The 12,485-nt window shown below is 61.7% G+C and carries 9 protein-coding genes; 5 read left to right on the forward strand and 4 right to left on the reverse strand.

What is annotated here, in order from left to right; genetic code table 11:
* Positions 1-103 precede the first annotated feature (103 nt).
* Together FH061_RS16475 and FH061_RS16480 are read right to left on the reverse strand one after the other, a co-directional pair.
* Complete coding sequence (locus tag FH061_RS16475; RefSeq protein ID WP_151636934.1) at positions 104-373, reverse strand: GlsB/YeaQ/YmgE family stress response membrane protein; 270 nt, start codon at positions 371-373, stop codon at positions 104-106.
* A 305-nt stretch (positions 374-678) separates the two neighbouring features.
* Positions 679-948, reverse strand: a complete 270-nt coding sequence (locus tag FH061_RS16480; RefSeq protein ID WP_151636935.1) for a hypothetical protein — start codon at positions 946-948, stop codon at positions 679-681.
* A 1,270-nt stretch (positions 949-2,218) separates the two neighbouring features.
* On the opposite strand from FH061_RS16480, the gene FH061_RS16485 reads away from it, so the two are divergent.
* Complete coding sequence (locus tag FH061_RS16485; protein WP_151636936.1) at positions 2,219-2,557, forward strand: hypothetical protein; 339 nt, start codon at positions 2,219-2,221, stop codon at positions 2,555-2,557.
* Between the two features lie 364 nt (positions 2,558-2,921).
* Entirely contained in the window at positions 2,922-4,631 is a 1,710-nt protein-coding gene (locus tag FH061_RS31630) for a methyl-accepting chemotaxis protein (RefSeq protein ID WP_151636937.1), read from the forward strand.
* Between the two features lie 32 nt (positions 4,632-4,663).
* On the opposite strand, the gene FH061_RS16495 is transcribed toward FH061_RS31630, so the two are convergent.
* The gene (locus FH061_RS16495; RefSeq protein ID WP_151636938.1) at positions 4,664-5,491 is read right to left on the reverse strand and encodes a universal stress protein; all 828 of its coding nucleotides are present in this window, start codon (positions 5,489-5,491) and stop codon (positions 4,664-4,666) included.
* 345 nt (positions 5,492-5,836) lie between these two features.
* Here FH061_RS16495 and FH061_RS16500 point away from each other — a divergent pair, with 345 nt between their 5' ends.
* Both FH061_RS16500 and FH061_RS16505 read left to right on the forward strand, forming a co-directional pair.
* Entirely contained in the window at positions 5,837-6,616 is a 780-nt protein-coding gene (locus FH061_RS16500) for a Mut7-C RNAse domain-containing protein (protein ID WP_151636939.1), read from the forward strand.
* A gap of 99 nt (positions 6,617-6,715) precedes the next feature.
* The gene (locus tag FH061_RS16505; protein WP_151636940.1) at positions 6,716-7,312 is read left to right on the forward strand and encodes a DUF938 domain-containing protein; all 597 of its coding nucleotides are present in this window, start codon (positions 6,716-6,718) and stop codon (positions 7,310-7,312) included.
* Here the strand turns inward: FH061_RS16505 and FH061_RS16510 are convergent, their stop codons facing one another.
* Positions 7,313-10,351, reverse strand: a complete 3,039-nt coding sequence (locus tag FH061_RS16510) for a bifunctional diguanylate cyclase/phosphodiesterase (RefSeq protein ID WP_192805105.1) — start codon at positions 10,349-10,351, stop codon at positions 7,313-7,315.
* 541 nt (positions 10,352-10,892) lie between these two features.
* Between FH061_RS16510 and FH061_RS16515 the strand changes: the two genes are divergently transcribed.
* Entirely contained in the window at positions 10,893-12,479 is a 1,587-nt protein-coding gene (locus FH061_RS16515) for a ShlB/FhaC/HecB family hemolysin secretion/activation protein (RefSeq protein ID WP_151636942.1), read from the forward strand.
* Positions 12,480-12,485 lie beyond the last annotated feature (6 nt).

Genomic DNA, 12,485 nt, shown 5'->3' on the forward strand with positions numbered 1-12,485 from the left:
TCGATATTCCGCACCATCGGATCAGCGCTGGGGTGCAATCCAGGTGACCCATCAAGCCTGATCCATGCTGAATGGATCAAGGAGAGACTGTTACTGCCTTACCTTAGCGAGGCGTGCCGCGGCGCAGCAGGTTGACGATGGCCAGCAGGATGACAGCGCCCAGGAAGGAAACAAGCAGCGAAGAGATGCTGAAGTCGTTCTGGTTGATGGTTCCTGTTCCAAACAGCGGAGCGAGCAGCCAACCGCCAAGCAGTGCACCTACGATACCGACGATGACGTTCAGGAACATGCCTTGGCTGGCATCTGTACGCATCACGATGCTGGCGAGCCAGCCGAGAATACCACCTACGATAATCCAGATAATAAAATTCATTTTTACCTCCTATGTATGTTGATAGACTGGCTACAGGAATAGACTGGCTGCATGTGAAATGGTTCATGCTGCGGAATGGTTCCTGACCGTGCAGCGAAGCGGGCATTCATCAATGCGTTTCGCTTCCCGCTTCCTTCTGATGCGCTGCCCCGTTCAGTTGCACCCTGAAGCGCATTCCGAACACAGAAAGCATCTCGCATGCAAACCAGCGCCGTATGACGAATGCATTGAATGCGTGCTGCCTGGATGTGAGTGCATGCATCATTCATCTTCATCTGTCTCCGGCAAGCCTCGATTGCGGATCGTCAGCTGTACCTGCGAGTGGAGCGCCTTGCTCCGCTGCGCCTGTAGTAGCTTTCATCCTCAATCGGAAGCGGTGAGAATCCTTCGTCGTCTTCCACCAGGACGGTGACTCCCGGTTGGATCGTCTTCAGATAACTGGCATATGCATAGGCATCCTCCTTCTCATCAAATGAAGCGATAGGCTGTTCGCCACCTTTCTCGGAAATATCCCAGGTGTCATGCAAGCCTGGCGAGATGCAGATGACGGTCGTTTCAAGCGTGTCGGTTTGCACGTCTCTTTCTCCTTGCCGTCCGTGGACGGCGTCACATGCCGGTGCAGTGTCGCGCTGGCGGCGAGCGCGGCCGGCTCGCTCGTTAAGCTCATTGCGCCCATGTTCTTCATTGGGCATTGCATCGCTGATGAACACTGCTGAATTCATGATGACGTCACACGGTCGTATTGCACGTCATGCCGGTCGATTGAAATCGCTGCTATCGCGCCGAAGCGCTGGGCGACACAATGCATGCTGCACATGACGTACGAATGAAATTCAATGGCTTGCGCTGATTAATGTGCAGGCCGCTTCTGGCGTCCGCAGGCAGTGGCTGGCATCGCGCCGGCTGCGCGCGCATGGGCCGCGAAACCCGGCGGCGCGCGACATTCCGGAAGGCAGGTGGTTGGACCGCGATGTTCCGGCGTTCGCGTTCCGGTATCTGCTCTGCGTGACCGTATCCCAGTTCATAACAATCTCCTTGTCATTGACAGTGGGAAAGCCTTTGGGGCCAATGCGTCTACAGCGCTAGTGCAATTCCTGTGCCTAGTGGTGCGTGTCGAAAATTTGCGGGCCGGCTGTCGATGAGAATCATCCCGATATCGCGCCAACAATGCGCGCAAAGCCCCGGCCTTGCCGCGCTTCTTTCCTTGTGGGGCATGATGTCGCCGCATTTGCCTTCAACAAATTTTCAACTCACTCCGCCAACCGACGCAGTCGACCGGCACGGGGGACATGCAGCCTCGGGCAAGGAGCGGGACAAGGACGGCTTTCATGCTCAGAAGGCGTTGCGCCCGCTGCGGCGATGGCGCAATGCCGCGCCTTGCCGCATCAAGCTTTCCTCATTCGACGGAACGCTTCGCCATCCATGCTCCTCGCGTTTTCCTGCGGGCGGCATCGCACTCCTGCATACGAATCGGCTGCGCAGTCCATCACATGCTAGAAACTGCAAGAAGGGAATTCAAGAAGGAAGGGAACAATAAAATCTCTACGCCTTTTGGCAATTTGCTCGTGTAAATGTTCCATGCAATGTTGAAAACAATACAGCAGAACTTGCACCACTTTCCCGTTGTCCATGTTGTTAGGGCGTATGTTTATAACCGTCGCATACGCTTGCAGTACATCATGAATTGCCTTGTCCGCAGCCTAATCAACGCTTTATTGCGCTGCCGCAGTTCAAGAAAAAATTGGCGACAAATTCTGGTGTGGAAGGAAACTTAATCAGGGTCAAGTTGTCATTTGTTACACCCGAGTACGATCGGTTACAACGTCACCACAGGAGCACATCATCATGACTGAACACGCGTTGGCAGGACAAGAGAGTTACGATCCGAATCGCCTTCTGGATACCCTGCTTGAAAAAATGAATCTCAAGAACGATGCGGCGCTGTCGCGCATGCTTGAAGTCGCGCCGCCGGTCATCAGCAAAATCCGGCATCGCCGTCTGCCGATCGGCGCATCCTTGCTGATCCGCATGCATGAAACCACCGGCATGAGCATCCGCGAACTGCGCGATCTGATGGGTGATCGCCGCACCAAGTACCGTCTGAGCGACGCCCAGGGCAAGCCGAAGCCGGCACCCGAGGCAGCACCTGCCCAGCCCCAGCAGAATCAGGCAAGCCTGCATTAAACCGGTCCAGCTTTGCATCTGCACAGTGGCCAGGGTCGCAGGCTGATGCAAAGTGCGGCAGCAGCGTCATGAAGACCCGGCTCCGCTGTGATTGTCTGTTTCCTCGCCTAGCTCACGGCGACGTGTACACGCCGATCCCCAGGATCGGCGTCATCCCATCTTATCCCCGGTACTGATCCTTTCCCCATCGTCACTTAGACATCGTTACGAAGTGCCTGCGCGGCGCTTGCGGTCGAGTCGCAAAGCTTTTGCACATCCGGAAATAGTTGACCCAGATCAATGTTTTCGAGGGTGGCGCTCTCTATTCTGCATTCCATCTTCCGCTTGTCCGGGAAGCGATCGCCAGCCATAGAGAGACGTTCGAATGCTATCCAATCTGACCATTAAATCGCGCCTCATTTTCGTCGTGGCCTTTCTATCGCTCATGTGCATTGCCGGCGGCGTGGTCGGGCTGGGCAGCCTGTCGCTGGCCAATGCCGGGCTGGAAGACAATTACAAGCACCGCCTGCTGCCGATCAGCCAGCTTGACCGCATCATTCGCATGATGGAAAGGAACCGGATCGATATTGCCGACGCATTGCACGGCGAAGCGGCGGAGGCAGGCAGGCGTCTGGATGTGATCGACAAGCGCATTGGCGACATCGATGCGGCATGGAAGGATCTGGCGGCCATGACGGGCGCAAGCAAGACGCCGGATGAGGCCGCATTGCTGGGCCGATTCGAAGCCACCCGCAAGCAGTTCGTCGAACAGGGCTTGCGGCCCGCCATCGTTGCGCTGCGCGCCGGTGACGGCGCGGCCGCTTCACGCATCGTGCACGGCGGGCTGGAATCGCTGGCGGGACCGGTCGAGGAAGCGGTATCGGCCCTCATGCAGCATCACCAGGATGCGGCTCGCCGGGATTTCGAACGTAATCAGCGCATTCATTACTGGGTCAAGATTTCCTGTGCGACCGGCATCGTGTTCGCCGTGCTGCTCGGCATGCTGATCTGCCTCTGGCTGGTGCATGCGATCGCAAAGCCCCTGGCGGCGGCGGTCGACGTGGCGCGCCGGGTCGCTGCCGGCGATCTGGACAATGACATCGTGGTGGAAACGAAGGATGAGACCGGCCAGCTATTGCAGGCGCTCAAAGACATGAATGCCAGCCTGGTGCGCATCGTCCGGGAAGTCAGAAGCGGCACCGAGACCATCGCCACCGCCTCCGGACAGATCGCCTCGGGCAACCAGGATCTGTCGGCGCGCACCGAAACCCAGGCCAGCTCGCTGGAGGAAACCGCCTCCTCGATGGAGGAGCTGACGTCGACGGTGAAGCAGAATGCCGACAGCGCCGAGCAGGCCAACCGCCTGGCGCTCTCCGCTTCCGAAGTCGCGGTCAGGGGCGGCGCGGTGGTGACTCAGGTGGTCGATACCATGGGTTCCATCAATGCCTCCGCAAGGCGCATCGTCGACATCATCGGCGTCATCGACAGCATTGCCTTTCAGACCAATATCCTTGCGCTCAACGCCGCGGTGGAAGCGGCGCGCGCCGGCGAGCAGGGCAGGGGCTTCGCCGTGGTCGCGACCGAAGTGCGGCAGCTGGCACAGCGCTCGGCCGCCGCCGCCAAGGAAATCAAGACGCTGATCGATGACTCGGTGGAAAAGGTGGATACGGGCGCCAGGCTGGTGGACGAGGCCGGGGCCACCATGCAGGAAATCGTGGACAGCGTGCGCCGCGTGACCGACATCATGGGCGAGATCTCGGTGGCCAGCAAGGAGCAGACCGACGGCATCCAGCAGGTCAATCAGGCCATCAACCAGATGGACGAGGTGACGCAGCAGAACGCCGCGCTGGTGGAAGAAGCCGCAGCCGCGGCCGCGTCGCTGCAGGACCAGGCCGTCAGCCTGACCCATGTGGTGAGCATTTTCAAACTTTCCGATGACCATGCACCCGCCGCCGCCATGGTCGCACCGGCTCCGCTGCCCAGCGCGAGCGTGGCTTCCTTGCCGCCAGGGAAGCAGACCGTCAGGATGGCGCATGCCGATGCTTCGGCAGGACGCAGTGTCGCCGCAAGGGGCGGAGACTGGGAAGAATTTTGAACGGACCCGGCCGGTTCGCCGAAGCCCGGGTCTCATGAAGACATCAGCACCGGGATGCGCATCGATTCCAGTACCGTGCTTGTGACCGCGCCCAGCATCAGCTCGCGAAAACGCATGTGGCCATAAGCGCCCATGATCAGCAAGTCGGATCCGCGCGCATTGGCAAGGCCGACCAGCGCCTCGCCTACCGGACCCTCCGCCTGGCGCTGCAGCACTTCGGCCTGTATCCCCTGGCGCGCCAGGTACTGAACGAGATCGCGGCCCGCCGACGTGCCTTGGGTGCGGGAGCCGAAGCTTGCCACTTCAACGTGCTGGGCGCGCCGCAGCAGGGGCAGCGAGGCGGCCACGGCGCGTGCCGCTTCCATGCCGGCATCCCAGGCCAGCAAGACCCGGGTGCCGATATTGTCGAAGCGGCCGGTATGCGGCACGACCAGGACCGGCCGCGCCGAATTGAGCACCACGAACTGGGCGAAGTCCGGCATGACGACCGGCGAGACTTCTTCCGGATCGTTTTGCCCGATCACCACCAGGTCGGCATAGCGTGACTGCAGGCAAATGCCGCCGCCTGCTTCATCATCGACCAGCCGTTTCTCATAGGAGGACAGCCCGAGCTTCTGCACGCAGGCGTCGAAATCTTCCAGGCCCTGCCGGGCGCGGTGGCGGAGGAAGTCGAGATGGGTGCGCAGGTTGGGATCGAGTTCGGCCAGCATGCGCGCCTGCACGAGGTAACGGGATGCGCCGGTGGTCGCGGTGCCGATCAAATGCGCCTGCTGTGTCATGGCGATCGCGGCGGCGATCTTGATCCGCTCGCTTGCGCGCGTGGATTCGTCGACATGGACCAGAATGGTTTTATAGGACATGGCTTTCACGGCCGCGGCGCCAGGCGCGGCGACTGCTTGCTTTCGGTGCCGCCTACCTTAGCCCCAAATCGCTTGCCTGCAGCATGCCGAATTCCGTACGGCTTGAGAAGCATCAAGCCTTGTGCCATTGCAGCCGCCGGCGGCTTCCTGTTGGCGGCGGCGGTGCGAAAGGCGGCTTGATTTCGGGAGCGTGCACCGTAGAATGGAAAGTATCGCGTCCGCCGATGGAGTCGTCATGCGCATGTCCAGCCCACGCAGCTCGCCCATCTCCCGCCACGGTCCTGAAGACGGGCAATCCACTGCATTCCGGCCTTGCCGCGCCGGGCGTTGAAGGGTGACTTGCCGGTGACGATCGCTTACTTCCGGTTCTATGCCGAGCTGAACAATTTTCTTGCACCCTGGCAGCGGCAGCAATGCTTCAGCCATCCCTGCTCGCGGGATGCGAGCGTCAAGCACATGATCGAGGCGCTTGGCGTGCCGCATACGGAAGTGGACCTGATCCTGGTGGACGGCGTCTCGGTGGATTTCACGCACCGCCTGCAGGACGGGCAGCGGGTGAGCGTCTATCCGGTGTTCCACAACATCGACGTGACACCGCTGGTGCGGCTGCGCCCCGCCGGATCGGGCATCGACCGCTTCATTGCCGATGCGCATTTGGGGCAGCTGGCGCGCAACCTGCGCATGCTCGGCTTCGATGTGCTCTACCGCAATGATTACAGCGATGCCGAAGTGGCCCGCATTGCCGCGCAAGAGGAAAGGATTGTGCTGACGCGCGACCGCGACCTGCTGATACGCAAGGAAATCGTGCGCGGCTGCTATCTGCACTCAGTGCCCTGCGATGCTCAGATGGCGGAAGTGCTGGGTCGCTTCCGGCTGGCCGAGGCGGTCAATGCCTTCAGCCGCTGCCTCAATTGCAACGGCGTCCTGCAAAGCGTGCCGAAGTCCCATGTGCAGGAACGCGTTCCCGACCATAGCCGCCGGGTATATGAGCGCTTCTATGAATGCCAGGGTTGCGCCCAGGTGTACTGGGAAGGATCGCATGTCGCCAGAATGCGCCAGCGCGTCGCCCGCATGCTCGGCGAAGAACAAGCGGCGGTGCAGGAAGGTGGAAGCGCCCGCGAATAGCGCGCCGCAGCATGCCGCAAGCATGCCGAAGCATCGGCTTCGAACGCCGTACCGGTTTTCTGCTATAAAACCCCATCGCCAGCCAACTTCCTTTTCCGCATGAGCAAACTCTATTCCGCCGCCTGTGAACGCAATCGTGGTCCCATCCTGGAGGTGCTGCGCGGTGCGCTTGCCGGTGCAAGCCGGGTGCTGGAAATCGGCAGCGGCACCGGCCAGCATGCAGTCTTCTTCGGCGCCGCCTTGCCGCATCTGACCTGGCAGACCAGCGATCTGCCGCAGAATCATCCAAGCATACGCGCATGGATCGACGAGAGCGGCTTGCCCAACGTACTGGCGCCGATCGCGCTCGACACCGGCGGCGAAGCCTGGCCGCGGCAGTCCTTTGACGCGGTCTTTACCGCCAATACCTGCCACATCATGGCTTGGGAGGAGGTGGTCGCCATGTTCGCCGGCGTGGCCCGCCTGCTGCAGCCCTCGGGCGTCGTGTGCGTCTACGGTCCCTTCAACTACGGCGGCCGCTTCACCAGCGACAGCAATGCCCGCTTCGATGCATCGCTGCGCGCCCAGGCGGCGCACATGGGCATCCGCGACTTCGAGGCGATTGATGCGCTGGCGGGGAAGCATGGCCTGGCGCTGAGCGCCGATCATGAAATGCCGGCCAACAACCGGCTGCTGGTCTGGATGAAGACCCGCTGATCAATGGATGTGCAGGTTCGCCTGCACCCGCAGCAGGTCGGTGAAATGGTCCGCCGATACAGGCTCGCTGAAGAAGTAGCCCTGCACGCTGTCGCAGTCGTTGTCGCGCAGGAAGTCAAACTGCTGCTGGGTTTCCGCGCCTTCCGCGATGACGCTGCATTCCAGGCTGTGCGCGAGATTGATGATGGCCTTGGTGATGGCCGCGTCGCTGCGGCTGAAGGGAACGCCCTGCACGAATGACTGGTCGATCTTCACGGCGCGGATCGGGAACTGCTTCAGGTAAGCCAGGGATGAATAGCCGGCGCCGAAGTCGTCGATGGCCACGCTGACGCCGATGTCGCGCAGGGAGCCGAGTACGGTGATCGCCTTGTCGGGGTCGGCCATCACCGCGCTTTCGGCCACTTCGAGTTCCAGGTAACGCGCCTCCAGCCTGGTCTCCGCAAGGATCTGCATGATGTTGTCGATCAGCCTGTCGTCGCCGAGCTGACGTGCCGACAGGTTGACGGCCACCTTCATGCGCGCCGGGCTGATCTTCTGCCACTCGCGGTTCTGCCGGCAGGCGGTGCGTATGGCCCAGTAGCCGATGGAGTGGATCAGGCCGACTTCCTCGGCCAGGCGGATGAAGCGCTGCGGCGGCACCGAACCGAACACCGGATGATTCCAGCGCAGCAAGGCTTCCATGCCGCTGATGCGGTTGCTCAGCACATCCATCTTGGGCTGGTAGAGAATGGACAGCTCGTTGTTTTCAATCGCCCGGCTGAGCGCGTTTTCCATCGCCATCCTTTCCTCCGCATGCCGGTTCATTTCGGGCGAGTAATAGCGATAGTTGTTGCGTCCCACCTGCTTGGCCTGGTACATCGCGGTATCCGCGCGCTTGAGCAGGGTTTCCACGTCCGTGCCGTCGCTGGGATAACTGCTGATGCCGATGCTGGTGCTGATGACGAGCGTCTCGCTGCCGACTTTGAGAGGAGGGCGGAAGGCGGCGAGGATCTTTTCCGCAATGACATTGCCCCGGTGCGGCTCGTCGACGTTTTCCACCAGCACCACGAATTCATCGCCGCCGAGCCGCGCCACCGTGTCGGACTCGCGCAGGATGTTCTGCAGGCGCGTCGCCGCTTCCTTCAGCACCAGGTCGCCGGCGGCATGGCCGAGCGTGTCGTTGATCAGCTTGAAGCGGTCCAGGTCCAGGAACAGGACTTCGAGCGAGCGGCCGGGCCGCTCCGCGATCGACAGCGCATGCTCCAGCCGCTGGTAGAACAGGATGCGGTTGGGGAGGCCGGTCAGCGAATCGTAATGCGCAAGGTAGGCCATCTGCTGCGCGGTGCGCTTGCGCTCGGTAATGTCACGGGCGATGAACAGGGAAGCCGGTCGTCCGCGGTACATGAACACCGAGGAGTTCAGCTCCAGGTCAAGCACGCCGCCGTCGAGACGCCGGATTCCCAGCTCGGCGGGCCCGACGGCCTCGCCCTCCTGCACATGCTCGATGCGCTGCCGCACGGCTTCATGGAATTGCGGCAGCAGGAACTCATACAGCGAACGTCCGAGGATCTGGTCCCGGTGCGAGGCGCCGAGCAGGCAGACGCCGGCCTGGTTGGCGAGCACGAAATGGCCGTCCTGCTGCGCGAGAATGGCATCGGGCGAGAGCTCGACCACGGTGCGGTAACGCTCCTCCGCCTCCCGCAAGGAGGCCTCGGCTTCCTTGATGTCGGTGATGTCCTGCACCGTGCCGAACATCTTGGTGGCGTGGCCGTGTTCGTCGGTATGCAGCTGCCCGCGTCCGGCGACATGGCGCACGCCGCCGCCCGGCGGGACGAGCCGGTATTCGAGATAGAAGGGCTGGCCGGTCTCGCGGCAGGCGTTGATGGCCTGGCCGAGCGCTTCACGGTCTTCGGGATGAATCAGCTGACGGGCATTTTCCAGCGTTGATGGAAAATGCTCTTTCTCCACCTGATAGAGCCGGTACAGTTCTTCCGACCAGGTGAATTCATCCGTCTCCAGATTCCAGTTCCAGCTGCCGACCCGGGCCAGTGACTGCGCTTCCGACAACTGCCGTTCGCTCAACGCCAGTTCACGCTCCACCTGCTTGCGGGCTTCGATGTCTTCCATGAGCGCATCGGTACGTTCCCGCACCCGCTGTTCCAGGCCGTCGCGTTCGGCGCGCAGGGTCTGCTCGACGTCCGCATGGCGATAGACCAGGCTCGCCAGCGCCAGGCCGGTGGTGCCGATGACGCAGATATACACCATCAGCAGCATCAGCGAGGTCGACACATTGTCGCCGGCGAAAGGACTGAGGCCAGCCGCCGTGTACCAGGCTGCGACGGCGCAGATGATGGCCGTGGTCCAGTTGACCGCCGCGAAGTTGAAACGGAACGCTGCCCACAGCAGGAAGGGGATGGGCAGGTAGACAACAGGCTTGAACGGCAGCATGCCGCCGTAGGCCAACTGGGCCGTCACCAGCAGCATTACGAGGAACAGGCCGGCTTCGAGCAGCTTGATGCGGGGCCAGTGCTGGCCGGCCGCGATATTGAGTGCCATCAGCCATGGCACGCCCACGATCATGCCGGTCGCGTCTCCCAGCAGCCAGGTCAGCCAGGTAATGGCCACGTCGGCAGGCGTGCCGATCTTGTCCGGATAGGCGTGAGCGATCGCCGCGGTTCCGAACGAAGCGCCGATGATGCCGCACAACACCGCGATGCCGACGAAGCGAAAGATCGGTCCGCGATGAATGAAGGATTTTTGCGTGGGATGATAGAGCCGGGCGATCAGGCAGCCGACGGCGCAGGCTTCCAGCGCGGAACCGATCCCGATGGCCACGGACGACAGCAGCGGCAATCCGGTCGACAGGCTGGTGCTCAGGATGGCGCCGACAACGATGGCCGGAGCAATCCGGTAACCCAGTCGCAGCACCGCGCAGACAGCCAGGGCCGCCGGCGGCCACAAGGGACTGACCATGCCGGGAAGCATGCCGAATCCGAACGACAGGCGGCAGCTCAGGTAATACAGGACGGTGAACAACACGAACGTGGAAAGGTAGGACACGCTTGCTGCCCACCGGTCCGGCAGAGGATTTCGGCTCGCATGACTTTTCAGATTACTGAACAAGTTCATCCCAGGCCTTCCGTAGGAGAAGCGATGAAGAATACGAGCGTGTCGTCACACGACCGGCCTGTTCAATATGCCATTCTTTGATTCTGGTTTTGTTGAATTGGCGCAAACCGCAGGAAACCCGCCCTGAGGCGTATGACGCCATTTCCAGGCATTGGTTTCTGATGGTAGCGGCCTGGCTTCTACCTTGGTTCACAATCCTTTGCGCATTTGCCGGTCATTACCCGTCCATTGCCCATCAGGATGCCAGGACCTGCTGTCAGGCGGCTTGCCCGCAACAGATCAGTGGAATTTGCCGGCTTTTCGGCGATGCCAGAATGGCAATTAGATTGAGATTTATCAAAGACCTGCGTTATAGTTTCGTAACGGAAAGATGTGCCTGAAATGCGGTCGAGGTTTTCGGCGGCAAGACCGCAGCGCGCGGCGGCTACTGTTCCGGCATCACAACAACAGCAGTCTCCATGCTAAGCGGATCATGACCTCTTCCTACCTTCGCCTCATTGCCGGCGCGGCATTGACCACAATCGCCATGGCTTGTCATGCGGCCGAGGAAGATGCGATCGGGCGCTTCGAGATCAGCCGCTTCGATATCGCCGGCAATACACTGCTCCCCGCGCCACACATCGATCGCATCCTGGCGCCCTATACCGGCAAGAGCCGGAACTTCGGCGATGTGCAGCAGGCACTCGAAGCGCTGGAAGCGGCCTATCATGCAATGGGGTATCACGTTGTCCAGGTCGCCCTGCCGGAGCAGGAGCTGAACCAGGGTGTGGTCAGGCTGCAGGTGATCGAAACCCGGCTTGGAAAGATCCGCATCGACGGTAACCTGCATCACGACGAAGCCAATATCCGGCGCAGCGTGCCGGGGCTGCGCGAAGGATTCCCGCCTGATATCGGGCGCGTGTCTTCCAGCCTGAAGCTGGCCAACGAGAACCCGACCAAGAAGATCACCCTCCAGCTGCAGGGCGGCGAACGCGACGATGAGGTTGACGCGCTGCTCAAGGTAAGCGACGAAAAAACATGGCGGATCGCCGCCATGATGGACAACGGCGGCAACAAGACCACCGGCGAAACGCAGCTCACCACGCAGCTGCAGTATGCCAATGTCGCCAATACCGATCAGGTGCTCAGCCTGCAGTACACCACCACGGTGCAGAAACCGAGCCAGGTCAGCGTGTACGGCATCGGTTACCACCTCCCCTTTTATTCGCTCGGCGACTCGATGGACCTGTTTGCCAGCTATTCCGATGTCGATTCCGGCTCGGTGCTGGCGGGCATCGTCAACCTGCAGGTCAGCGGCCGCGGCACCATTGTCGGCGCGCGCTACAACCAGAACCTGCGCCGCGCCGGGGACTATGAATCGCGCCTGAGCTACGGCATCGACCACCGGGATTACCGCAACAGCGTGACGGTGCAGGGCGCGCAGCTTGGCAATGACGTGACCGTGCATCCGCTCAGCGTCACCTACGGCGGCACATGGACGCTGGCGCAATCGGAATTGAGCTTCAACATCACCGGCATGCACAACCTTCCCGGCGGCGAGCGCGGCAGGCAGGCCGACTTTTCCCGGGTGCGCGCCGGCGCGCGCGCCGCCTACAACATCCTGCGCTACAACGCCAACTATGTGCATGCCCTGCCGGGCGACTGGCAGATGAGGCTCGGGTTCTCCGGCCAGCAGTCCGGCGACGCGCTGGTGCCGGGCGAACAGTTCGGCGCGGGCGGCGCGAGCACGGTGCGCGGCTTCAACGAACGCGATCTGTCCAGCGACCGCGGCCAGCTGATCAATGCCGAGCTGTACAGCTCCAACCTCTGCGGCGCATTGACGTCGATCTCGGCGCAATGCCGTGCGCTGGCCTTCTACGATGCCGCCCAGGTGCGCCGCAATGATGCGCTGCCGGGAGAGCAGGCCGGCGCATCGATCGCCAGCGTCGGCCTCGGCATGCGACTGGCGGCAGGAAAGACCATGACCATGCAGCTGGACTACGGCCGCGTGGTCAACGCGGGTGTGACACAGGCCAGGGGCGACAGCCGCGTGCATGTCCGCATCGGCCTGACGTATTGACGAGAT

The sequence above is a fragment of the Noviherbaspirillum aerium genome, from assembly GCF_008929045.1.
Classification (GTDB): domain Bacteria; phylum Pseudomonadota; class Gammaproteobacteria; order Burkholderiales; family Burkholderiaceae_D; genus Noviherbaspirillum; species Noviherbaspirillum aerium.

Bases quoted from the DNA above. Each gene is read 5' to 3' on its own strand.
- FH061_RS16515 (WP_151636942.1), top strand. From the start codon at position 10,893: ATGACCTCTTCCTACCTTCGCCTCATTGCCGGCGCGGCATTGACCACA.
- FH061_RS16485 (WP_151636936.1), top strand. From the start codon at position 2,219: ATGACTGAACACGCGTTGGCAGGACAAGAGAGTTACGATCCGAATCGC.
- FH061_RS16495 (WP_151636938.1), bottom strand. From the start codon at position 5,491: ATGTCCTATAAAACCATTCTGGTCCATGTCGACGAATCCACGCGCGCA.
- FH061_RS16505 (WP_151636940.1), top strand. From the start codon at position 6,716: ATGAGCAAACTCTATTCCGCCGCCTGTGAACGCAATCGTGGTCCCATC.
- FH061_RS31630 (WP_151636937.1), top strand. From the start codon at position 2,922: ATGCTATCCAATCTGACCATTAAATCGCGCCTCATTTTCGTCGTGGCC.
- FH061_RS16475 (WP_151636934.1), bottom strand. From the start codon at position 373: ATGAATTTTATTATCTGGATTATCGTAGGTGGTATTCTCGGCTGGCTC.